We start from the raw sequence: 24,823 nt of genomic DNA, 5'->3' as shown, positions 1-24,823 counted from the left end.
TTACCTTCTTTCTAGATATGATGCAAGATTTAATATATACGCTTTTTTAGTATCTTTTAATAGGCATTCACCTATAAAGTTATTATTATCGTTTTCTATAGGTCGTACAAATATCTTTTCTTCATAAAGTACATCGTTAACTAAAAGTATGAAATTTTGCAATTTTATACAAATTTGTATAGCAAATTTTGGATTAGTAACTGAATTTAAAATTGGCATCTCAAATGAAGAAATTTTAAAATACTTTACGTTGTTTATTGATACAACATTATCCTTATTATATTTAAATACATTTATTACTTTAGTCTTATCTATTGCAAAATATCCTAGAGCTGTTTTTATTATATAGCAATTAAGTGTTAAAAAGTTAAGTGGAAGTTTTGTTACTATATTTGAATCTTCATCTATGTATAAACGTCCATCTTTTGATTCTATAATATGCTTATAGTTCAAAAATGATAATTCTAGTTCATTTTCTTTTATAGAATAGAAGTCATTTTTTGCAATATTAGTATATGCAAGATTGTATTGTATATTAGGATTGTTGATTATTATCTTTATCTTGTTAAAATCTTGTATAAAGTTAATAGAGACTATAAATTCCTTTTTTTCTATATTTCTTTGTCTTTTTTCATTTTCTTCATGTATAAAAGCATAAAGTAGGGATATAAGAGAGGGTTTAATAGCAAAAAATAGTATTTTATCCATAGTAATAGTATTGTTAATATCATAGTTAAGTTGAAAGTCTATTCCAAAAGTTTTTGCATATTCTACCAAACGACTTTGTATATTTTGTAGTTCATTTGTAACATTAATCATACGTAGATTAAATGTTTCATCTTTTAGATAATACTTTGTTAGTGAAAGGTTTTTAATAAGTCTATAATACTCATCTTTTTTATCTTTACGAATAAATCTACTCATTTCTTGTAAGTCTTTTCTAATGTAGAAAAGTTTGTCTATATTATTAACCAGATTATTTATCTGTGATGAATTTATTGAAAACTCATCTTTTTTACTTTCAACTTCAGATAATTTTATTAGGATGTAGTCTAGTATAAAGTCAAAGTCTGATAAAAATTTTTTAATAAGTTCATCAATATTATTACCATCAAATGAAATGATAAACTCTAGAAAACAATTTATTTTATCGGGAACATAGTCATTAAATGATACATTATTATCTAAAAAAACATATTCCTTGCTTATAACATTAAAAGACTCCTTTATATTCTTAAAGAAGTCCAATATATTTATTTTCTCTATATCATAATCTTTTTTGAAAGTTATGGTTAATTTGTAAAGCATACTAACCTCCAATAATAGTAAACAAATGGTATTACGAATAGTGCACTGTCAAATCTATCAAGGAAACCACCATGTCCACCAAGTATAGTACTAGAATCTTTTACATCTAAATCTCTTTTTATTTTCGATTCAAATAAGTCACCGAAGACAGCAACGATTGTAAGTAGTACTGATAAAATAGCTAAATTAGTTCCAAAAAATATTTTAGGTACAAAATACTTAAATATGTAGCTAATTATTAAAACTCCAAAGAATCCCCCTATAACCCCTTCTATAGACTTATTAGGAGATATTTTTGTGAATTTATGCTTTCCTATTCTAGAGCCAACCAAGTATGCAAATGTATCACAAGCCCAAATAGAACAAAAGGCGTATGTAATAATTAAACCACCAAATTTAAATTGTTGTATTTTTAGTGCATAAGAGAATAGTATAGGTATATACATTATACCAAAAAAAGTTAATGACAGCTTTTCAGTAAATTTTTTCTCATTATCTATTAGCATACCTGAAACTGCTACAATAAATGCTGAAGCTGTTAAACTAACTTTTGTCATAAAATTAAAATACACTAATATTGGGAATATAAAGCAGATTATAAGTCCAGGATAGAAATATACGTTTTTTTGTTTCTTTAAGAACATATTATATAATTCATATAAAGCACAACAAACAACAATTTCTGTGAAAATTAGAAATAGTATTTTACTGGAAAGCAGTATATATACTAGCAAAGGTATAAAAAGAAAAAGTAAAATTCTATTTTTTTTCATTACTTAAACCTCCAAAACGTCTGTCTCTTTTTTGATAAGAATAAATAGCTTTTAAGAATTCTTCTCTACCAAAATCAGGCCATAAACAAGGTGTAAAGTAAAGTTCAGAATATGCAATTTGCCAAAGCATAAAATTACTTATTCTAAAATCACCACCAGTTCGTATAACAAGATCAGGGCTATTTATGTTATTGTACATTCTATTTGATAAATCATCTTCAGTTATTTTTGTATAACCATCGTTTAATAATGAATTAACTGCATCAACTATTTCATGTCTACCACCATAATTAAAGCAAATATTTAGTGTAAGTTTTTCGTTGTTTTCTAAATACTTACATGTACTTTCTATGGTTTCTAGTAAATAGCTAGGGATTTTTTCTTTTGAACCACTAACTAAAAGTTTAATGCCTTGTTCATTCAAAGTTTCTTTTTTGTTAATCAAGTAATTTTTAAATAAAAACATTAATGTATTAACTTCAAGTTTAGGTCTAGACCAGTTTTCAGTAGAAAAAGCATAGACACTTAAAGTTTTTACACCTAATTCTATACAGATTTTTATAATATTTTCAAGTGCAATTACACCTTGTTTGTGTCCTTCAGTTCTACTATTTTTATGTAGTAATCCCCATCTACCGTTACCGTCCATAATTATAGCTATACTAGTTGGTATTTTTAAATTTTCCATTATCTCACTTCCTCACTGTAGTATAGCAAAAAAATATTGAATTTGCTAGTTGAAATATGATAAAATGCAATATAAGGGGTTGTATGTAGTAAGTAATTTTGGAATCCTTTTTCAAGGCTTGCAATGTTATTTACTACGCCCCTGAAAGAAGGAGGAAAAATGTTTGAAAATGAAAAAAATTTCGAAATTAAATTAGGAAACGAGGTATTAAAAGTTAATACAGGAAGAATTGCAAGACAAGCTGGAGGAGCAGTGCTATTAACTTGTGGTAAGACAACAATATTAGCAACTGCAACAAGATCAAAAGATGTAAAACCAGGTCAAGATTTCTTTCCACTAACTGTTGACTACATTGAAAAATTTTATGCATCTGGTAAATTTCCAGGAGGGTTTGTAAAAAGAGAATCAAAGCCATCAACAGAAGAAATATTAATTTCAAGATTAGTAGATAGACCAATAAGACCACTATTTCCAGAAAGCTTTTTAAATGCTGTTCATGTAGTTATTAACACTGTTTCATATGATGGAGTAAATATGCCAGAAAATCTAGCAACAATAGGTGCATCACTTGCACTAGGTATTTCAGATATACCATTTGAAGGACCAGTTGCTGGAGTTACTGTTGGATATATAGATGGAGAATATGTATTAAATCCAAATAAAGAACAACAAGAAGTAAGTAAAATATATTTATCTGTTGCAGGTACAATGGATGCTATTACCATGGTTGAAGCATGGTCAAATGAAGTTAGTGAAGATGAAATGTTGGATGCTATAATGTTTGGTCATGAACAAATAAAGCAAATATGTAAGGGACAAAAAGAGATAATAGATGAAATAGGTCAAGAAAAACTTGAAGTTGAAGAAATTAAATTTGATGAAAAAGTTGTAGAATTTCTTGATGGTTATGAAAAAGAACTAAAAAAAGCTATATTAGTTCCAGGTAAATTAGAAAAACAAGAAGCAGTAGATAATTTAGGTGAAGAATTGCTAGGAATTTTTAGAGAAAAAATGGCAAGAGAAATTGCAAATGAAAAAATGCAAGAAAAAGAATTATCGGACATAATTGACCAATTGTTAAATAAAGACAATGAAAAGAATTTAGAATATTATGAACAAGAATTTGGTAAATATTATCATGAAATGGAAAAAAGAATAGTTAGAAACTTAATAATTTATGAAAAATATAGACCAGATGGAAGAAAAATAAATGAAATCAGACCTATAAGTGCACAAGTAGATGTTTTACCAGTACCACATGGTTCAGCACTATTTACAAGAGGTGAAACTCAATCATTAGCTACTGTAACACTAGGTTCAAAAGATGATGAACAAATAGTTGATGGTCTAGATGAAGAAAAGAGAAAGAAATTCATATTACACTATAACTTCCCACCATATTCAGTAGGTGAAGCAGGATTTATGAGAGCACCAGGAAGAAGAGAATTAGGACATGGTAATTTAGCTGAAAGAGCATTAAAAGCTGTTATGCCAACAGAAGATGAATTTCCATATACAGTAAGAGTTGTTTCAGATATTACAGAATCTAATGGTTCATCATCACAAGCATCAATTTGTGGTGGATGTCTTGCATTAATGGCAGCTGGTGTACCTATTAAAGGAACTGTTGCAGGTATTGCTATGGGACTAATAAAGGAAGAAGATAATTATACAGTATTAACTGATATACAAGGATTAGAAGATCACTTAGGAGATATGGACTTTAAGGTTGCAGGTACAAAAAAAGGTATTACAGCAATACAAATGGATATTAAGATTAAGGGTATAACAAAAGATATAATGAAAATTGCATTAAAACAAGCACATGAAGCAAGATTTAATATTATAGACATAATGGAAGCAGAAATACCTGAACCAAGAAAACAATTAGCAGAAAATGCACCTAAGATAATTAATTTAAGAATAGATCCTAGTACAATTGCTGTATTAATAGGACCAGCAGGTAAAACTATTAAGGCTATTATCGAAGAAACTGGTGTAGATATTAATATAGAAGATGATGGTAGAGTAAGCATATTTGGAAAAGATATGGATATGATGAATAGAGCTCTAGAATTAGTTAAGAAATATACATTGACTGTTGAGTTAAATAAAGAATATGAAGGTAAAGTTGTTAAACTTGCTAAATTTGGTGCCTTTGTTGAAATAGCACCAGGTAAAGAAGGACTATTACATATATCAGAAATTTCAGATAAGCACGTAAAAAATGTTGAAGATGTATTAAAAGAAGGACAAATTGTAAATGTTAAGGTTATAAACATTGAAAATGATAAATTTAGCTTAAGTATGAAAAAAGTAAATAAGGAGTTGGAAGCTGATGACATTAGCAAATAAGTTAACATGTCTTAGAATGATTTTAATAATACCATTAATTATTAATGCTTCACTAAGATTTAAATTAAATTTTCCTTTTTCAATTATTTTTGCTATACTAACCCTTATAATCTTTGTGGTTGCATGTATAACAGACTATTTTGATGGAAAAATTGCAAGAGAAACTGATACAGTTACAGATTTTGGTAAATTAACAGATCCAATAGCTGACAAACTATTAACATTCTCTTTCTTATTCGTAGCAGTTAAATATGGTAAGTTAAGTTCATTAATTGTTTTAGTTATGTTAATAAGAGAAATAGTAGTAACATATGAAAGATTACAATTAGCTAAGAATAATTACGGTGTAATGAGTGCATCTATGTTAGGAAAGATTAAAACAGTAGTTGTAATGGTAACTATTGTATTAATAATAATATTACCTGCATACAAGGTAGTAAATAATATATTGATGATACCAGCTATGATATTAACTGTAATATCAGGAATAGATTATCATATTAAAGCAACTGAGTATTTAAAAGGAGAGATAAATGGATAGTAAAATATTTAAATTGATAGATTTAATACTATTACCAGTATTTATAGTAATGTTAGACTTTGTATCAACATATACTATATTCTCATCAACAAGAATAATTGTTGGAATTTTTACAATCCTATACTTACTTTATGCTGGTGTTGTATATGTATTAGAAGAAATGAATATTTTACAAAGAAATATTGTTAATTTCTATGACCAAATGCTATACGACTTATCAGATAAGGTGATTATACTTTGTATATTATTACCTCTAGTTGCTATGAAAAAAGTATGGTTATTTGCATATTTTATACTAATTGCAACAATATTATTAAAATTAGGTAAAAAAGTCCTATTAGCCAATAATGGAATAGAAGTAAAAGATGCGTATACTAGAATAAATATAGGGTTTGGATATTTAGGAACAATACTAGTACTTTTAACACCATCAGTATTAGGTATAACTACATTTTATATAATTCCATATATTTTAATTAACCTATTAGAAACAATACAGATTTTTAGAGAAAATTAAGGAGATATAGTTGAAATATTTTAATTTAGATAAGAATAAGTGTTTAGAAGAACTTGTAACTAATGAAAATACAGGTTTAACAAGTGATGAAGCCAAGCTTAGATTAGAAAAATATGGATATAATAAGCTGGAAGAAGAAAAGAAAAAATCTATACTTAAACTTTTATTTGAACAAATAAATGATGTAATGATTTATGTATTGCTAGTTTCTGCTGTCATTACTGTAGTAGTGAATAAGGAAATAACTGATGCAGTAATTATCCTTATAGTCGTTTTGATTAATGCTGTAGTAGGTGTAGTGCAAGAGTTAAAAGCAGAAAAGTCATTAAATGCTTTAAAAGAAATGACTAGCCCTAAGGCTGTTGTTTTAAGAGATTCTAAATTAGTAGAAATTGAGTCAAAGTACTTGGTTAAAGGAGATATAGTATTATTAGAAGCTGGTAGAGTTATACCAGCTGATTTAAGATTAATAGAAACTATGAGCTTAAAAATAGATGAAAGTAGTTTTACTGGAGAATCAGTTCCAGCTGAAAAAAATGCTGATGATATTTTAAGCGAAAATACACAATTAGCAGATATTACAAATATGGCTTTTATGTCAACATTAGTAAGTTATGGTAGAGCTAAAGGTGTAGTAGTTAAAACAGGTACAGACACACAAATAGGTCATATAGCAAAATTGTTACAAGTAAAAGAAGAACAAACACCATTACAGAAAAAAATGAATAAATTAGGTGCATATCTTGGATATATTGCGATAATAATATGCATATTAATATTTGTAATAGGAACAATACAAGGCAGAAATATTGTTGATATGCTAATAACTTCAATAAGTTTAGCAGTAGCTGCTATACCAGAAGGTTTAGTCGCTATAATCTCAATAGTTCTAGCTCTTGGTGTTACAAGAATGTCTAAGAAGAATGCAATAATTAAAAAGATGCCTGCTGTTGAAACACTAGGTTCTGTTAACTATATATGTTCAGATAAAACAGGAACATTAACACAAAATAAGATGACAGTAGTAGATACATTTACTTTTGATAATACTGAAGATATGTTAATAAAATCTATGGTATTATCTTCAGACGCAACTATTATAGACGGTAAAGAACTTGGAGATCCAACAGAAGTAGCATTAATTGCATATGGTATAAAGAATGAAAAGATAAAAGAAGAATTAGAAAAAGAAGAAAAAAGAATAGATGAATTTAGCTTTGATTCAGATAGAAAAATGGCTTCTACTTTAAATACTGTAGATAAGGGCTATGTTGTATATGTTAAGGGAGCATTAGATAGCTTGCTTAAAGTATCAACTAAAGTTCTAATAAATGGTAGAGAAGAAGAGTTGACAGAAGATATAAAAGAAAGAATAGTAAATAAGTCAAATGAGATGTCTGACAAGGCATTAAGAGTTCTAGCAAGTGGATACAAAAAGACCGATAAAAAAATACCAGCTTCAGATTTTGAAAAAGATATAGTATTAGTAGGTATAGTTGGTATGATAGATCCACCAAGATTAGAAGTTAAAGACTCTATAATCAAAGCTAAAAAAGCTGGTATAAATATAGTTATGATAACAGGAGATCATAAAAACACAGCTTTTGCAATAGCGAAAGAATTAGGTATAGCAAGTAATATAGATGAATGTATAATGGGTGAAAAATTAGATGAGTATACAGATGAACAAATGAAAGAAATTGTAAGTAAGTATAAGGTATATTCAAGAGTTTCACCATTACATAAGGTAAGAATTGTAAAAGCACTAAAATCATTAGGTAATATTGTCTCTATGACAGGTGATGGTGTAAATGATGCACCTTCTTTAAAAATAGCAGATATTGGTGTAAGTATGGGTATAACAGGTACTGATGTAGCTAAGGGTGCTAGTGATATGATATTAACCGATGATAATTTTACAACAATAGTAACTGCAATTAGTGAAGGTAGAAATATATATAACAATATTAAAAAGGCTATAATCTTCCTATTATCATGTAATTTAGGAGAAGTTACTTCTATTTTTGTAGCGACAATATTAAGATGGCCACTACCACTTATTGCAACACAGTTATTGTGGATAAATTTAATTACAGATACGCTTCCAGCATTGGCACTAGGTGTAGACCCAGCATCTACAGATGTTATGTGTGAAAAACCAAGACCACAAAATGAACACTTTTTCTCACATGGGGCATTACTTAGAACAATAGTAGGAGGTATGTCTATAGGGATATTAACTTTATTAGCCTTTTATATAGGTCTAAAAGAAAAGGGAATAGACTTAAATATATTATCGGACATTAATTCTATACCATACAATCATTTAGCGTATGCAAGAACAATGTCGTTTATAGTCCTTACAATTTCTCAATTATGTTATGCATTTACAATGAGAAGTGACAGAGAAAGTGTACTAAAGGTAGGAATATTTAAGAATAAATATTTAAATATTTCTCTAATTGTAGGGATAGTATTACAAATAGCCTTAACTGAAATACCATTTTTAGCTGAAGCATTTTGTGTTACAAATTTAAACTTCTTTGATTTTGATATTGTAGTCCTATTTGTAATAATACCATTAATATTAAATGAAATAATAAAAAAGGTTCAAAAAGAAAGATGAGAAAATATATATTTATTGCATCACTGATATTTTTCATAGTAGGTTGTAAAAAATATGATGATAAAAGTGATGTACCAAAAGATGATAAAAAAGTTGTTCCAGTTGAAATTTTAAAAAATGGAAATATGGAGTCAAAAGTAGTCGAAAGTTTAACTAATGACAAAAAAGAAGAAAATGTTGAAAGTAAGAAAAAAGAAGAAGTTCCAACAAATGATAAAAAAGTAAACTTTTTAGATCTTGCAAAGACTGGAAATTCTGAGGCTATACTAATGTCTATTAAATACTATAAGGACAAAAATAATATCAAGGAAATGGAAAAATATATAGATTTAGGTTTAAAGAAAAATATAGACGAGGTTTTAAAATTAAAAATAGTAGAGTTATTAAACAAGAATATGCTTGATAAGGCTAAGGTGTATATAGATAAATTAAATGAAAGTCCTAAGAAAAGAGATTATCTTGCAATTTACTACTACAAACTAGCTGCTAAATTTAGTGAAAAAAACGATCATCAAAAAGCATCATATAATTTTTCAAAGGCATATGAAAATGGTATGAAATCAGCATCTTTGTATACTGCATATGAATATGTAAAGTTAAGAGATATAAAAAATGCTAGTAAGTGGTTTGAAATTGCTAATAGCAATGGGCAAAAAGAAGCTAATTATGAGCTAGCCGTTATAGCATATAACACTGGGGACTTTCAAAAAGCAATCAAGCACTTAAAAGAACAATATGCTAGAGGTAATAAGGAAGTCGCTATAAGCATAGGAGTTTGCTATGCAAATATTAAAAATTATGATGAAGCAAATAAGTGGCTAAATATTGCTGTAAAAAATGGAGATGCTAAAGCAAAAAGATTTATTAAAGAAATAAATAATAATAGAGAAGGAAGTTATAACGTTGAATAAATGGATATGTTTTTTAGTCATATTGTCTACTATTTCATATTCTAAATTGAGATGTGACCTATATGATAAGAATAGCTGTAAATATACTGAAGGCTTATCATATCTAAAAATGGAAAATGATGATATATATTTTTCATATCTATTAGCAGATAATGATAAAATACTAGTAGGTGATAATATAGATAAAAAAATACCTTTAGCATCATTAACTAAGATGATGACAGCAATAGTTGTAATGGATAATGTTAAAAATTTAGATGATAAGGTTTGTATTACAAAAGAAGTTTCACAAATACCTTATGGTGTAAAGCTAAAAGAAAATGAAGAATACACAGTATATGACTTATTAAGACTAATGCTAATTAGATCAACTAATGCAGCAGCTAAAGCGTTACAAGACTATGTTTCTCCAAACTTTATAGATCTTATGAATAAAAAAGCAAAAGAAATTGGTTTAAAAGATACTACATATTTTACATCATATGGTTTACCACCAAAGTATACAAATACGGGTATGGACGTTGGTAGTGCAAGAGATATGTATGTATTATCAAAATATTTAATAAATAATTATCCAATATTAAAAGATATAGTGTCAAGAAAGTATGATGAAGTAGGGGATAAGAAAATAAAGAATACAAATAATTTACTAGGTGTAATAGAAAATGTAAAGGGTATAAAAACAGGATTTCATAATGCTTCAAAGTATAATATTTGTATTTACTATAACAACAACCAAAAAGAACTATATGAAATAATATTAGGTTCAGATAAACCAAGTCATAGAATAGATTTGACAAGGGCTGTATTTAAAGAATTAGGAGGATTAAAATGAGACCATATCTATTTAGAATAGGAAGTTTTGAATTAAGGATATATAGTCTTATGTATATATTAGCGTTATTCACAGCAATTTTCCTTGCAAAAAGAGATGATGTCGCTATAAAAAGAGGAATAGATGATCCAAAATTAGTAGAAGATTTTGCATTTACTGCCCTATTTTCAGGCCTTATAGGTGCTAGAATATACTATGTATTACTTAGATTTGAATACTATCGTAATAATCTATTAGATATACCAGCTGTATGGAAAGGTGGACTTGCTATACATGGTGGCATAATAGGTGGATTAATAGGTATAATGATATTTAGTAAAATAAAGAAAAAATCTTTTTTTGCACTAACTGATATGTCAGTTTCTCCCCTTATACTTGGGCAAGCATTAGGTAGAATAGGAAATTTTGCAAATGGAGAAATACATGGTGTACCTACATTTACACCATTAAAAGTAATATTTACTGGTACTTTTACAAAATGGTGGCAAATGTATAATAGCTTACCTTTAAAAGAACAAATGAAGTTTAAACCAGTCGTTCCATGGGGTGTAGTATTTCCTGAAAATACTTCAGCAGGTATGGAATTTCCTACTTGTCCACTACATCCAGCTATGCTATATGAATTAATCCTTAACCTTATTGCCTTTTTCCTACTATGGTTCTATTTTAGAAAAAAAGGATATAAAAAAGGAATATTATCATTCATATACTTAATAATGTACGCAGTAATTAGAATATTTGTAAGTACATTTAGAGCAGAAGATTTAATGCTTTGTGGTATAAAGATGCCATATATTATTAGTATAATAATGATAATAGTAGGAATAATAGGAATAAGTGTAATAAATAGAAAAAAATCAAAATAGTATTAAATATTAGAAGAGTATATGGGAGCTTTTGCTCCTATTTTTATTGCATTTTTAGTCATTTTATGATATTGTAATGGTAAGTAATTCGTTGGAGGGATCAAACTATGTCTTCATTACAAAGTCTAGACAGAGCATTATGTATACTAGAAGTAGTATCGCAACAAGAAACTATAGGTTTGACTAAGATTAGCATAAAAACAGGGCTTAATAAGGCAACTGTATTTAGAATAGTAAAAGCTTTAAAAGAAAATGGATATATAAAACAACTGCCTAACAAACAATATGCACTAACATTTAAAATGTTTAGATTAGGTAATAGAGTTGTACAAAGATTTGACTTCATAACTCAAGCAAAACGAATAATTACAAAACTTGCAAATGAAATTGAACAAGTTATTCATCTTGTAATACAAGATGGTTCGCAAATTTTGTATATAGATAAATATACACCACTAAAAAATGGTGAAGTAATGAGTCAAACAAAAATAGGTAAAAGAGCACCAATGTACTGTACAGCATCAGGTAAAGCAATACTTGCATATTTACCAGAAGAAAAAATTAGAAAAATTTGGAACGATACTGAGATAATAAAGTACACATCAAGAACAATTACTAATTATGATACATTGCTACAAGATTTAAAAAGAATTAGAAAGAATGGATATTCTACAGAGTATGAGGAATACAAGCTAGAGGTATATTGTATAGGTGTACCACTACATACGTTAAGTGGCGAAATTGTAGGAGCTATTAGTATATCTATACCATTAGATGATACCAAAGGTAAAGCATACTATGTTGAAAAATTAAAACAATGTAAGGAAGAAATATCAACTATAATAGAAGGATGATCATTATGTTACAAAAAGATGCATATGAAATACTTTGTGAAAAATGTAAACTAAACAAAGAATTAGATATGAACAAAATAGAGAAAGCATATATTCTAGCAAGAGAAGCTCATAAAGGACAATATAGAAAAAGTGGTGAAGAATATATTATACACCCTTTGGAAGTTTCTCAAATTTTAGTTGATTTGAAAATGGATACTGATACGATAGTAGCGGGACTTTTACATGACGTAGTTGAAGATACTTTAATTACGATAACGGATATAGAATATAGTTTTGGGAAAGAAGTTGCACTTTTAGTAGATGGTGTAACAAAATTAAGAAATTTACCTAAAAAGCAAGGTAAACAAATTGAAAATATACGTAAAATGGTTGTTGCAATGTCAAAAGATATTAGTGTAGTCATAATTAAATTAGCAGATAGACTACATAATATGAGAACATTGAAATATCAAACACCAGAAAAACAAATAGAAAAATCAAAAGAATGTCTTGATGTTTTTGCACCTATTGCACATAGAATAGGTATGTCTAAGATAAAATCTGAATTAGAAGATATTAGTTTTAGATACTTAAATCCAGAAGCATATTATGAAATGAAAGAGTTAGTTAATACTAAAAGAGCTGAAAGAATAAAAATAACTAATGAAATTATAGAAGTAATAAAAAAGGAGCTTGAAAAATATCATATTAAAGCTGAGGTAACTGGTAGACCAAAACATCTATATAGCATATATAAAAAGATAACAGAAAAGAATAAAAAATTTGCTGAATTGATGGATTTGATAGCAATTAGAGTAATAGTTGAAAAAGATGAAGAATGTTACATGGTTCTTGGAATAGTACATGGTAAATTTGTTCCAGTATCAGGTAGATTCAAAGACTATATCGCAGCACCAAAGACTAATGGTTATCAATCTATACATACTACAATAGAGTATACAAAAGACCAAAAAGTCGAAATACAAATCAGAACAAAACAAATGCATGAAATTGCTGAAGAAGGTGTAGCTGCACACTGGAAGTATAAGGAAAAGAAAACTAAGGATAAAAATGAAAAGTATTATCAAGCTGTAAAGAAGATAATAGATGGTAATTTTGCCCATGAAGTAACTGGGGAAGTCCTAAATGAAACCATATTTGTCTTTACACCTAAGGGTGATGTAATGGAACTTGATAGAGATTCAACAGCATTAGACTTTGCATTTCAAGTTCATACACAAATAGGATATAGGACAATAGGTGCTAAAGTTAATGATAAGATAGTGCCACTAGATCAAAAGTTAGAAAATGGAGATAAGGTAGAAATACTAACATCAAAAGCAACTAACGGTCCAGGAAAAGACTGGATTAATATGGTTAATAATAATAGCTCTAAAGTTAAGATAAAAAAATGGTTCAAAGATTTAGAATTTAAAAACAAAGTAAAAGAAGGACAAGAGCTATTAGAAGAAGAATTTTCAAAGATAGGATTGAAATTCAAGGAATTAGAAGATGATGAAATAGTGTATTTATACATGAAAAAGTATAATATATCTACTATTGATAATCTGTACTATAAGTTTGCAACAAATAGTCTTAATTTAAATACTTTTATTCAAAAATTTAAACCTAAAAATGACGATACTGACTATGAAAATATTGTCGAAGAGGTTATAGAAAACGCAAATAAATATGCAACAAAAAATGAAAATAAATCTGGTGTTAAAATATCAGGTTCAGACAATACTATGTTTAATTTTGCAAAATGCTGTAATCCATTACCAGGTGTAGAAATTGCAGGATATATTACAAAAACAAGAGGTATTGTTATACACAATAAGGAATGTAAGAATATTATTGAACTAATAAAAAAAGATCCAGATAGACAAATAGATGTATATTGGGATGAAAAACTTTTACAAGTTTCAAATTGCAAATATGAATATTCATTCCAAGTTAAATCAATAAATCGTGAAAGTTTACTTTACGATATAATTAGAATTATTAACGAACATAAGTTAGATATAGTCTTTATGCAAACTGTTTCTAAAGAAGAAAATGGACAGAATTATGCTGTAATGACTATTAGAATAATGATAAAAAATAAAGATAATTTTGAAAAATTAAGAAAGAATCTACTATCTATAAAAGATGTAGTAGAAGTAATATAGGAGAGTTATGTTACCAGTAAGATACGAATTATTATACTCAGATGGGAATGCTAGATGTGGAATAATACATACACCACATGGAGATATTAAAACTCCAATATTTATGCCTGTTGGAACACAGGCAACTGTTAAAACAATGACACCAGAAGAACTAAAAGAAATTGGAGCAGAAATAATATTAGGAAATACCTATCATCTACATTTAAGACCAACAGATGAATTGATTAATACATTTGGTGGATTACATGAATTTATGCATTGGGATAGACCTATACTAACTGACAGTGGGGGATTTCAAATATTTAGTTTGGCGGTTAGAAGAAAGTTAACAGAAGAAGGAGCATATTTTAGCTCACACCTAGATGGTTCAAAGCATTTTATCTCACCAGAAAAATCTATAGAAATACAAAATAATCTGGGGAGTGATATTATGATGGTGCTAGATGAATGCCCACCAGGGTTATCAACAAGAGAATATCTAGAACCCTCTATTAATAGAACAGTTAGATGGGCTAGAAGATGTATAGATGCAAATAGAAATAAGGATAAGCAAGGTCTATTTGCAATAGTTCAAGGAGGTATATACGAAGATTTAAGAGACTATTGCTTCAATGAACTATATAAAACAAATGACGATTTTTCAGGGTATGCAATAGGAGGATTAGCAGTAGGTGAACCTACAGAAGATATGTATAGAATATTAAAATATATTACTCCTAAGTTACCAAAAGATAAGCCAAGATACCTAATGGGTGTTGGAGAGCCTCTAGATATGTTAGAAGCAATTGAACATGGTGTAGATATGATGGATTGTGTTCATCCTTCAAGAATAGGAAGACATGGTACAGTATTTACAAAATATGGTAGATTGGTAATAAAGAATGAAAAATATAGTAGAGATCCAAGACCACTAGATATTTCAGATAACTATGTATGTAAAAATTACACTAGAGCATATATTAGACATCTATTTAAAGCTAATGAAGTCCTTGCACAAAGACTTGCAACATACCATAATTTATGGTTCTTGTTAAACCTAGTAAAAGAAGCTAGAAAAGCCATAGAAGAAGGTAGATTTAAGGAATACAAGGAAGAATTTATTAAAAACTATACTATGGGGTCTAATAGTGACTGGATTAAACCTATTGTAAAATAATGAGGAGGGAATATGATAAATAAAGAATTATTAGAAAAATTTGAAGGTAAATACCTTGGAAATGAAGCAAACTTAGTAATACAAGATGCAATTACTAATGTTGGTATAAATGAAGCGAGTTTAAGAAAAGAAGTTGTAAAAAAACATGAATTTGTCTTTTCAGATGAAACTAAAAAAGGTGAAATTACAAATCAAAAAAGATCAGGAAGATGTTGGATGTTCTCAGCATTAAACGTTCTAAGAGTTAATACTATGGAAAAGTTAAATGTAGAAACATTTGAATTTTCACAAGCATATTTACAATTTTTTGATAAAATGGAAAAGGCTAATACATACTTAGAATATATTATTGAAACAAAAGATTTACCTGTAAGAGATAGATTAGTTGAACATATTATGAGTATGTGTGTATCTGATGGAGGATATTGGAGCTTTTTTGTAGGATTAGCTACTAAGTATGGTGTAGTACCAAAAAGTGTTATGCCAGAAACTTTCCATTCATCAAATACTGATATATTAAATGAAGTATTAGATGTTAGATTAAAAAGGGCTGCTTGTTTAATTAGAAAAGCAAAAACATCTGAAGAAATATCTAAGATTAAAGATAATACTCTATACCAAGTATATAATATTTGTGTTAAAGCATTAGGAATGCCACCTAAGAAATTTACATATGAATATAGAGATAAGGACAAGAAATTTGTTAGAATAAAAGATGTTACTCCTAAAGAATTTATGGAACTTTATGCAAAAGATGATTTGTTAAGTAAGGTTGAATTGGTAGCAGATCCTAGAGAAGAACATATGAAGGGAAGAATGTATGAATTACCATATAGTTGCTCAGTAATAGAATATGGTCCAAGTAAATTCCTAAATGTAACTATAGACGAGCTAAAAAAAGTCACAATAGCATCAATTAAAGATGGTGCACCTGTATGGTTTGGTTGCGATGTTGGACAAAGTTCAGATAGAAAATTAGGTATATTAGACAGTGAATTATACAATTATGATAAAACATTAACTCAATTAGGAGAATTTTCTAAGGTAGATAGATTATTAAACTATTCAGCATATATGACACATGCTATGACTTTTGTTGGTGTAGACTTAGATGATGAAGGTAAGCCATTAATGTGGGAAGTTGAAAATAGCTGGGGAGATGAAGTAGGTAAAAAAGGTATATTCTCTATGTCAGATAAATGGTTTGATGATCACAATTACTCAGTTGTTGTAGATAAGAAATATATTTCAGATGAATTTAAAGATGGATTGGATAAGGAAGTAATAAAATTAGATTACTTTGATCCATTAGGTTAATATATTAAATTAGCTAGTAAATGTAAGTTTGCTAGCTTTTTAGCATTTTTTTGGAGGTAATGATGGATATTAATAAAATAATTGAATTTAGAAAAGAATTACATAAATGTCCTGAGATTGCACATCATGAAGTCAAAACACAAAAATTAATCAAGGATTTTTTACGTGCTAATACAAATGTTGAAATTGTAGAAGAAGATGGATGGTTTTATGCCAAAATGAAAGGTTTAAATCCTACTAAGACTATTGCTTTTAGATCGGACCATGATGCTATTATGAATTCAAAAAATGAAATGTTTCATGGTTGTGGACATGATGGTCATACAGCAATTATGTGCGGTACTATTATGGCACTAGAAGAAGATAGACCTTTAAATAATGTGATATTTTTGTTTCAACCAGCTGAAGAAAATGGTGGTGGAGCAAAATTATGCGATAAGTTATTCAAAGATAATACCATAGATGAAATATATGGTTTACATAATATGCCTAATTTCAAAAAAGGTGTAGCATATTACCGTAAAGGATGTATACAATGTGCATCACTAGGTCTTAGAATTAAAATAAACGGTATACAAACCCATGCATCAGAACCTGAAAAAGGATTAAATCCCAGCTATGCAATTTCAAAAATCATTGAAAGGGTTAAGCCTTTATCAAAGTATATTGGATTTAAAAGTAGTAAATTTGAAGATCTAGATTTTGAATCTTTAGTATTAGTTACTATCATTAATTTATCTATGGGTAAACTTAATTTTGGTGTTTCACCTAAGAGTGGTGAAATATCATTAACTATACGTGCAGCAAGTGATAAAGATATGAAGAAAATAATTAAAAAGATTAAAGAAATGAAAGAAGATGGCTATAGCTATACATATGAAATATATGATGATTTTCCAGAAACAAATAATGATGTTGACCTATGCAACAAGACTTTAAAAGTATTAGATAAATATGGTGTAGAGTATATGCAAATGAGCGAGCCTATTAGAGCGAGTGAAGATTTTGGATACTACAAGAAATTTTGTCCATCACTATTTTTCATGTTAGGGACAGGAGATGGTCCAAGTATACACAACGAAAATTACAAATTTAATGATGATGTAATAGAGGATGGAATAAGGCTATTTAAATGTATTGCAAAAGGATAAAAATGTGACCTAGAATTTTTAAAGGATTCTAGGTCTTTTTATTTATTATATATTATAATGTTTATTCAAAAGTTTACAAAAACACATAAAAGTATTGAAATAAGGGGAGAATGGGGTATAATATGTGTAAGAAAAAAATAGGAGGAAAATATGAATAAAAAATTTGAATTAAAAAATATAAAAAACGAATTTCCTTTAATGAAGACATTAAGATTTGAATTAAAACCACAAGGAGATACATTAAAAAATTTTATGGAATCTATTTATGACGAAGATAAAGACTTGTATGATAGTAGTTTTGAAGCAAAAGAAGTAATGAATAAATATTATTTAAAAGTTTTAGATAAAATCTTATCAGAAATAAGTGTTGATTGGAAGGATTTATATAGTGCTTTATTAAATAGGGAAAAAAAAGAAATAGAAGAAAAGATTAAATTATTACAAAAAGAAATTGAGAAAATTTTTTTAAAGCATACAGAAATTAAAGATAAAGACAAAAAAGTGAGTATATTTTCAGGAAGATTTATAGAAAAGATAAAAGAAAGCCCAGATTTTAATGAAGATGACAAAAGAAAAGTAGAAAAATTTAACAAAAAAACAACATATTTTACAACATATTTTAAAAATAGAGAAAATATATTTAAAGTAGAAGGTAAAGGTGCATCAGCAATTTATAGGATAATAGACAATTTTAAAAAATATTCAAAAAATGTTGAATTATACGAAAAATTAAAAAAAGATGAAAAAATAATGAAATATTTAAATGAAAATAAATTTGATGAAAAAACTATGGATAATTTATTTGATGTAAGTAAATATAATAGTTATTTAAAGCAGGTAGATATAGAAAAATATAATACTTTATTATCAGGTTATTCAAAAGAAAATGGTGAAAAAGTTAAAGGATTAAATGAATTAATAAATGAAATAAATCAAAAATATAAATATAAACTAAATGTATTTAATTCTTTATACAAACAAATTTTGACTGAAGAAGATACAAAATCATTTGTTGATGAAATATTATCAACACCTGAATCTGTAATAAAAATAATTGATGATTTTATAGATAGTATTAGTATGGATAATATTGAAGAATTAAAAGAAGAATTTTTAAAAATTAGTTTAGAAAATTTTGAAGGTATATATATATCAACAAAGAAATTAAACGAGATTAGTAATAGAAAATTGGGGGATTATAATTCAATTAATATGCTGATTGAACAATCTTTGACTGAAAAAGGTATATTAAGTAAAAAAGAAATTAAAAAATTAATTCCAAATTTAGAAAATAAAGAAAAAGAAAAAGGAATTAAAAGTTTTAATTTAAGCTTTATTTTTGAGAATTTAACAAAAGAACATAAAGAACTTATTATAGATTACATAAGAGAAAATATATGTAGTGTCGTAGAAAATGTGAAAATAACTATAGAAAAATATAGAAATATTGATAATAAAATAGAATTTAAAAATAATGAAGAAAAAGTTTTGAAAATAAAAGGAATGTTAGAATCAATAAATGATTTATGTAGACTTATAAAAGACTTTAATACTGATGAAATTGAAATAAATAATGAATTCTATAATATATTAAATAAAAATTTTGAAATTTTTGAATATTCATATAAAGTTTTAAATAAGGTAAGAAATTTTGTTACAAAAAAAGAAGTTATAGAAAACAAGATGAAATTAAATTTTTCTAATTATCAACTTGGAGAAGGATGGCATAAAAATAAAGAAAAAGATTATAGTATTATTTTGTTTAGAAAGAGAAATGGTGATAGATGGATATATTATTTAGGTATTTTAAAGCATGGGTCTAAAATAGAAGAAAAAGAGTATTTGTCAAGTGTAGATACAGGATTCTATAAAATGAATTATTATGCACAAAATTCATTAAGTAAAACAATAACTGGATGCAGTGTTAGTATGAATGGTGTAAAAAATGCTTCAGAAAATGAAAGCGTTATTTTAAATGATAGCAAAAATTTCAATGAACCTTTAGAGATAACACCAGAAATAAGAAAGTTGTACAACAATGAGGAACATAAAAAAGGGAATAAGTTTAAAAAAGAATCTTTAGTAAAATGGATAGATTTTTGTAAAGAATTTTTACTTAAATATAAATCATTTGAAAAGGCAAAGAAAGAAATTTTAAAGTTAAAAGAAAGTAATTTGTATGAAAATTTAGAGGAATTTTATTCTGATGCAGAGGAAAAAGCTTACTTTTTAGAATTTGTAAATATAGATGAAGATAAAATAAAAAAACTTGTTAAAGAAAAAAATCTATATTTATTCCAAATATATAATAAAGATTTTTCAGCATACAGTACAGGGAATAAAAATTTACATACTATGTATTTTGAAGAACTATTTACAGATGAAAATTTAAAGAAACCAGTTTTTAAATTAAATGGAAATACAGAAGTCTTTTATAGAATAGCATCATCTAAACCTAAAATAGTTCACAATAAAGGAGAAAAATTAGTAAATAAAACATATTTGGATAATGGTATAAGAAAAACTATACCAGATAGTGTATATATTGAAATTTGCGAAAAAGTAAAAAATAATGAAGATTATTCAAAATTACTTGAAGAAAATAATATAAAAAATCTTGAAATAAAAGTAGCTACCCATGAAATAGTAAAGGATAAAAGATATTTTGAAAATAAATTTCTATTTTATCTACCAATAACTTTAAATAAAAAAACACAAAATAAAAATGTTAATAAAAATATTATAAATGAAATAAAGGATTGTAATGAATATAATGTGATAGGTATAGATAGGGGTGAAAGAAATTTAATAAGTCTTTGTATAATAAATCAAAATGGAGAAATTATATTACAAAAAGAAATGAACGTTATACAGTCATCAGATAAATATAACGTTGATTATAATGAAAAATTAGAAATAAAATCTAAAGAAAGAGATAATGCGAAGAAAAATTGGAGTGAAATTGGTAAAATAAAGGATTTGAAATCAGGGTATTTATCAGCAGTAGTTCATGAAATAGTAAAGCTTGCTATTGAATATAATGCTGTCATAACATTAGAAGATTTAAATGGTGGCTTTAAGAATTCAAGAAAAAAAGTTGATAAACAAATATATCAAAAATTCGAAAGAGCTTTAATTGAAAAATTGAATTTCTTAATATTTAAAAATTATGATAAAAATGAAAAGGGAGGACTTAGAAATGCATTTCAATTAACACCAGAATTGAAAAATGTTACTAAAGTTGTATCTCAACAAGGTATAATAATTTATACTAATCCAGCATATACTTCTAAAATAGATCCTACTACAGGTTATGCAAATATTATAAAAAAATCAAATAATAATGAAGAATCTATAGTAAAAGCTATTGATAAAATATCTTATGATAAAGAAAAAGATATGTTCTATTTTGATATTAATTTATCAAAGAGTAGTTTTAATTTGACAGTAAAAAATGTCACAAAGAAAGAATGGAGAATATATACTAATGGTGAAAGAATAATATATAAAGATAAAAAATATATTACATTAGACATAACTCAAGAAATGAAAGATATTTTAAGTAAAAGTGGTATTGATTATTTAAATATTGATAATCTAAAACAAGATATATTAGAAAATAAAATATATAAAAAAGTTTATTATATATTTGAATTAGCAAATAAAATGAGAAATGAAAATAAAGATGTTGATTATATTATATCTCCAGTATTAAATAAAGATGGCAAATTCTTTATGACACAAGAATCTAATGAGCTAACTCCAAAAGATGCAGATTTAAATGGTGCATATAATATTGCACTAAAAGGTAAATTGATGATTGATAACTTAAACAAAAACGGTAAATTTAAATTTTTAAGTAATGAAGATTGGTTGAAATTTATTCAAGGAAGATAAAAAATGGAAAATGCAATAAAAATATCCAATTTAAATGATTATATTTTTTGTCCTATCTCCATATATTTTCATAATTTATATGGAGATATGGACACTATAATGTATCAAATGGACTATCAAATTAATGGTAAATTTGCTCATAAAACAATAGATAGTAATACATATTCCACAAGAAAGGATGTAATAACATCACTAGATGTATATTCAGAAAAATATAATCTGACTGGGAAAATTGATATTTATGATAAGAGTAAAATGATATTAATTGAGAGAAAAAATAAAGTTTCAGAAATTTATGATGGATATATTTTTCAGTTATATGCACAATATTTTTGCATGATTGAAATGGGTTACAAAGTTGAAAAACTTCAAATATATTCAATAAGTGATAATAAGAAATATGATATTAAACTTCCTAAAGATGATGTTGAAATGTTTTCTAAATTTGAAGAGATTGTAAATAATATAAATTCATTTGAAATGGGAAAATATTTTCCGAATAATAAAAGCAAATGTGAAAAATGTATATATTCATTTTCATGCGATAGGAGTCTTTTATGATAAGTTTTCCAATATTTAATGCAAAAAAGACTATTTTTGTTTTTTCAACTGAAGGAGATAAAATAAGTATTTTAAATTCTAATATTGTTATAAAAGATAAAGATTTAAAAGTTAAAGTTCAATGTAGTTGCTATAATATATTTTGTATATATATTATAGGGGATACAACATTAACCACACCATTAATTAAAGCAACTAAAAAGTTTGGATTTCATATAGTTTTAATGACAATTACATTCAAAATATATTCAATTATTTCTTTCGGTATAGAAGGTAATACTCAATTAAAGAATAAGCAATATTTGTATGATAAGATAGATATAGGCAAGATGTTAATAATTAATAAAATTGAAAATCAAATTAGTATATTAAAAAGTTTTAGAAAAAAATCAGATGAAATGAAAAAAGATATAAAGAATATGGATAAAATACTTATGAAGTTATCTGAATTGTATATAAAAAATAATGAAATAGAATTAAGTAAAATAAATATTCTTATGGGATATGAAGGAAGTGTTTCTAAAATATATTTTAAGTATTTATTTGAGGATTTAGATTTTTCAAAAAGAATGCCTAGAATTAAATCAGACTACATCAATAGTATATTAGATATAGGATATACAGTACTATTTAATTTTATAGATTCAATTGTATCGATTTATGGATTTGATACTTATTTTGGGTTTTTACATAGACAATTTTATATGCGAAAATCACTGATATGTGATTTAATTGAGCCATTTAGACCGTTAATTGATTCACAAATAAAAAAATCTATACATTTAAAACAGTTTAGTGAAAAAGATTTTAAAAAAATTGATAATAAATATATTTTAAAATTTGAATGCAATAAAAAATATATTAAAGTATTTTATGAATTACTAGATCAAGAAAAAGAATGTATATTTTATTTTATACAAAGTTTTTATAGATCATTTATGAAAGAAAAAAGTATAGAAGAATATACCAAATATATAATTAGGAAATAAAAGTATGGTTATAATAAGTTATGATATATCAAATGATAAAAAAAGAAGAGTATTTTCAAAATTTTTAGGTAAATTTGGACACAGAATTCAGTATTCTGTGTTTGAAATTGATAATGCACAATCAGTTTTAAATAATATAATTTTAGAAATAAATAATAAATATAAGAAAATGTTTGACCAGTCAGATTCGGTTTACATATTTAATTTATCTAAAAATTGTAAAATTTTTAGATATGGATATGCAGAAAATGATGAAAAATCAATACTTTTTGTCTGATATGTGCTATAATATATTAGTGCTTTCAAAATTGTAAATCAAGGTGTTAATATTTTTAAAATGCGAAAAAATCAAATCTCTCAAATGCAAAAAAAAAAGGTTTGCAAATATGTGTCGTGTAAGCCAAGTAATTATTGATGTATCACATTGGAGGATTTGAAAGCATATTTTAATTTCTACTATTGTAGATTAAAAAATATAGCTAAAATATCAACTATTTGAAAGCATATTTTAATTTCTACTATTGTAGATAGTTATCACTGAGCCGAGATTTCAGCTATTTGAAAGCATATTTTAATTTCTACTATTGTAGATAACACACAAAGGTTAAATAAGCAAAAAGATTTGAAAGCATATTTTAATTTCTACTATTGTAGATAATAAAAAGCAAATTGTAACTACCAGATTTGAAAGCATATTTTAATTTCTACTATTGTAGATGTACTGTTTCGCTCATTATAAGTGTTTATTTGAAAGCATATTTTAATTTCTACTATTGTAGATTAGTAGTATCTTAATGTTGTTCTACCTATTTGAAAGCATATTTTAATTTCTACTATTGTAGATGAAAATAGATTTATTAATAGTAATAACATTTGAAAGCATATTTTAATTTCTACTATTGTAGATTGGACTGGTACGAAAAAGAAGAAGGAAATTTGAAAGCATATTTTAATTTCTACTATTGTAGATTGCTAAAGATTTACAACAAAGATTAAATTTGAAAGCATATTTTAATTTCTACTATTGTAGATTGGGAAATGTTGCTTCACAAGTCGCAGATTTGAAAGCATATTTTAATTTCTACTATTGTAGATTTGCTAAAAAATAGTTGTATGGGCTTGAATTTGAAAGCATATTTTAATTTCTACTATTGTAGATGAGCATTACTACCTAAGTTAAGGGAAATTTGAAAGCATATTTTAATTTCTACTATTGTAGATATAATACTAATCGTGAGTTAAGATATGGATTTGAAAGCATATTTTAATTTCTACTATTGTAGATATTACTTCTCCCATTTCAAATGAAACATTTGAAAGCATAT

At 26.4% G+C, this 24,823-nt stretch carries 19 protein-coding genes and 1 CRISPR repeat array; of the genes, 16 read left to right on the top strand and 3 right to left on the bottom strand.

Features of this window, described 5'->3' with window-relative positions:
- Genes IMK15_RS01225 through uppS form a run of 3 tightly spaced genes read right to left on the bottom strand, consistent with a single transcriptional unit; the run spans position 1 to position 2,769 of the window.
- On the bottom strand, positions 1-1,308 hold the full coding sequence (locus tag IMK15_RS01225) for a hypothetical protein (RefSeq protein WP_192941592.1): 1,308 nt from the start codon (positions 1,306-1,308) through the stop codon (positions 1-3).
- Positions 1,293-2,081: a phosphatidate cytidylyltransferase gene (locus IMK15_RS01220; protein ID WP_192941591.1), complete on the bottom strand. Its 789-nt coding sequence runs from the start codon at positions 2,079-2,081 to the stop codon at positions 1,293-1,295. The genes IMK15_RS01225 and IMK15_RS01220 overlap by 16 nt, the downstream gene beginning before the upstream one ends.
- A complete protein-coding gene (gene uppS, locus IMK15_RS01215; RefSeq protein WP_192941590.1) occupies positions 2,068-2,769 on the bottom strand; it encodes a polyprenyl diphosphate synthase in 702 nt (233 codons plus the stop codon). Before uppS ends, IMK15_RS01220 begins: the two co-directional genes overlap by 14 nt.
- A gap of 159 nt (positions 2,770-2,928) precedes the next feature.
- On the opposite strand from uppS, the gene pnp reads away from it, so the two are divergent.
- From pnp to cas2, 16 genes are all read left to right on the top strand, one after another.
- Entirely contained in the window at positions 2,929-5,124 is a 2,196-nt protein-coding gene (gene pnp, locus IMK15_RS01210; RefSeq protein ID WP_046328543.1) for a polyribonucleotide nucleotidyltransferase, read from the top strand.
- On the top strand, positions 5,108-5,665 hold the full coding sequence (gene pgsA, locus IMK15_RS01205) for a CDP-diacylglycerol--glycerol-3-phosphate 3-phosphatidyltransferase (RefSeq protein WP_046328544.1): 558 nt from the start codon (positions 5,108-5,110) through the stop codon (positions 5,663-5,665). Before pnp ends, pgsA begins: the two co-directional genes overlap by 17 nt.
- Positions 5,658-6,182, top strand: coding sequence for a hypothetical protein (locus tag IMK15_RS01200; protein ID WP_046328545.1), 525 nt, complete (start codon positions 5,658-5,660; stop codon positions 6,180-6,182). Before pgsA ends, IMK15_RS01200 begins: the two co-directional genes overlap by 8 nt.
- 10 nt (positions 6,183-6,192) lie before the next feature.
- Positions 6,193-8,808, top strand: a complete 2,616-nt coding sequence (locus IMK15_RS01195; protein ID WP_192941589.1) for a cation-translocating P-type ATPase — start codon at positions 6,193-6,195, stop codon at positions 8,806-8,808.
- On the top strand, positions 8,805-9,719 hold the full coding sequence (locus IMK15_RS01190; protein WP_192941588.1) for a tetratricopeptide repeat protein: 915 nt from the start codon (positions 8,805-8,807) through the stop codon (positions 9,717-9,719). The genes IMK15_RS01195 and IMK15_RS01190 overlap by 4 nt, the downstream gene beginning before the upstream one ends.
- Positions 9,712-10,554 (top strand): D-alanyl-D-alanine carboxypeptidase family protein, encoded by an 843-nt coding sequence (locus IMK15_RS01185; protein WP_192941587.1) that lies wholly within the window; start codon positions 9,712-9,714, stop codon positions 10,552-10,554. Before IMK15_RS01190 ends, IMK15_RS01185 begins: the two co-directional genes overlap by 8 nt.
- Entirely contained in the window at positions 10,551-11,420 is an 870-nt protein-coding gene (gene lgt, locus IMK15_RS01180; protein ID WP_192941586.1) for a prolipoprotein diacylglyceryl transferase, read from the top strand. The genes IMK15_RS01185 and lgt overlap by 4 nt, the downstream gene beginning before the upstream one ends.
- Before the next feature lie 107 nt (positions 11,421-11,527).
- Positions 11,528-12,274: an IclR family transcriptional regulator gene (locus IMK15_RS01175; protein ID WP_046328549.1), complete on the top strand. Its 747-nt coding sequence runs from the start codon at positions 11,528-11,530 to the stop codon at positions 12,272-12,274.
- Between the two features lie 5 nt (positions 12,275-12,279).
- A complete protein-coding gene (locus IMK15_RS01170; protein ID WP_226869148.1) occupies positions 12,280-14,427 on the top strand; it encodes a RelA/SpoT family protein in 2,148 nt (715 codons plus the stop codon).
- 7 nt (positions 14,428-14,434) lie between these two features.
- A complete protein-coding gene (gene tgt, locus IMK15_RS01165) occupies positions 14,435-15,583 on the top strand; it encodes a tRNA guanosine(34) transglycosylase Tgt (protein ID WP_046328551.1) in 1,149 nt (382 codons plus the stop codon).
- Between the two features lie 12 nt (positions 15,584-15,595).
- On the top strand, positions 15,596-16,900 hold the full coding sequence (locus tag IMK15_RS01160; protein ID WP_192941584.1) for an aminopeptidase C: 1,305 nt from the start codon (positions 15,596-15,598) through the stop codon (positions 16,898-16,900).
- A 62-nt stretch (positions 16,901-16,962) separates the two neighbouring features.
- Positions 16,963-18,051, top strand: coding sequence for a M20 metallopeptidase family protein (locus IMK15_RS01155; protein ID WP_192941583.1), 1,089 nt, complete (start codon positions 16,963-16,965; stop codon positions 18,049-18,051).
- A 150-nt stretch (positions 18,052-18,201) separates the two neighbouring features.
- A complete protein-coding gene (gene cas12a, locus IMK15_RS01150; protein WP_192941582.1) occupies positions 18,202-21,948 on the top strand; it encodes a type V CRISPR-associated protein Cas12a/Cpf1 in 3,747 nt (1,248 codons plus the stop codon).
- Positions 21,949-21,951: 3 nt separating this feature from the next.
- Positions 21,952-22,509, top strand: a complete 558-nt coding sequence (gene cas4 / locus IMK15_RS01145; RefSeq protein WP_192941581.1) for a type V CRISPR-associated protein Cas4 — start codon at positions 21,952-21,954, stop codon at positions 22,507-22,509.
- Positions 22,506-23,498, top strand: coding sequence for a type V CRISPR-associated endonuclease Cas1 (gene cas1, locus IMK15_RS01140; RefSeq protein ID WP_192941580.1), 993 nt, complete (start codon positions 22,506-22,508; stop codon positions 23,496-23,498). The genes cas4 and cas1 overlap by 4 nt, the downstream gene beginning before the upstream one ends.
- Before the next feature lie 4 nt (positions 23,499-23,502).
- The gene (cas2, locus tag IMK15_RS01135) at positions 23,503-23,775 is read left to right on the top strand and encodes a CRISPR-associated endonuclease Cas2 (RefSeq protein WP_046328601.1); all 273 of its coding nucleotides are present in this window, start codon (positions 23,503-23,505) and stop codon (positions 23,773-23,775) included.
- A gap of 154 nt (positions 23,776-23,929) precedes the next feature.
- A CRISPR array of direct repeats spans positions 23,930-24,783; the repeat unit is 36 nt; unit sequence ATTTGAAAGCATATTTTAATTTCTACTATTGTAGAT.
- Positions 24,784-24,823 lie beyond the last annotated feature (40 nt).

The organism is Sneathia sp. DSM 16631 (assembly GCF_014892235.1).
Classification (GTDB): Bacteria; Fusobacteriota; Fusobacteriia; order Fusobacteriales; family Leptotrichiaceae; genus Sneathia; species Sneathia vaginalis.
This window is presented reverse-complemented; position numbering and strand designations above follow the sequence as displayed.

Bases quoted from the DNA above. Each gene is read 5' to 3' on its own strand.
- IMK15_RS01225 (WP_192941592.1), bottom strand. From the start codon at position 1,308: ATGCTTTACAAATTAACCATAACTTTCAAAAAAGATTATGATATAGAG.
- IMK15_RS01220 (WP_192941591.1), bottom strand. From the start codon at position 2,081: ATGAAAAAAAATAGAATTTTACTTTTTCTTTTTATACCTTTGCTAGTA.
- uppS (WP_192941590.1), bottom strand. From the start codon at position 2,769: ATGGAAAATTTAAAAATACCAACTAGTATAGCTATAATTATGGACGGT.
- pnp (WP_046328543.1), top strand. From the start codon at position 2,929: ATGTTTGAAAATGAAAAAAATTTCGAAATTAAATTAGGAAACGAGGTA.
- pgsA (WP_046328544.1), top strand. From the start codon at position 5,108: ATGACATTAGCAAATAAGTTAACATGTCTTAGAATGATTTTAATAATA.
- IMK15_RS01200 (WP_046328545.1), top strand. From the start codon at position 5,658: ATGGATAGTAAAATATTTAAATTGATAGATTTAATACTATTACCAGTA.
- IMK15_RS01190 (WP_192941588.1), top strand. From the start codon at position 8,805: ATGAGAAAATATATATTTATTGCATCACTGATATTTTTCATAGTAGGT.
- lgt (WP_192941586.1), top strand. From the start codon at position 10,551: ATGAGACCATATCTATTTAGAATAGGAAGTTTTGAATTAAGGATATAT.
- IMK15_RS01175 (WP_046328549.1), top strand. From the start codon at position 11,528: ATGTCTTCATTACAAAGTCTAGACAGAGCATTATGTATACTAGAAGTA.
- IMK15_RS01170 (WP_226869148.1), top strand. From the start codon at position 12,280: ATGTTACAAAAAGATGCATATGAAATACTTTGTGAAAAATGTAAACTA.
- tgt (WP_046328551.1), top strand. From the start codon at position 14,435: ATGTTACCAGTAAGATACGAATTATTATACTCAGATGGGAATGCTAGA.
- IMK15_RS01160 (WP_192941584.1), top strand. From the start codon at position 15,596: ATGATAAATAAAGAATTATTAGAAAAATTTGAAGGTAAATACCTTGGA.
- IMK15_RS01155 (WP_192941583.1), top strand. From the start codon at position 16,963: ATGGATATTAATAAAATAATTGAATTTAGAAAAGAATTACATAAATGT.
- cas12a (WP_192941582.1), top strand. From the start codon at position 18,202: ATGAATAAAAAATTTGAATTAAAAAATATAAAAAACGAATTTCCTTTA.
- cas4 (WP_192941581.1), top strand. From the start codon at position 21,952: ATGGAAAATGCAATAAAAATATCCAATTTAAATGATTATATTTTTTGT.
- cas1 (WP_192941580.1), top strand. From the start codon at position 22,506: ATGATAAGTTTTCCAATATTTAATGCAAAAAAGACTATTTTTGTTTTT.
- cas2 (WP_046328601.1), top strand. From the start codon at position 23,503: ATGGTTATAATAAGTTATGATATATCAAATGATAAAAAAAGAAGAGTA.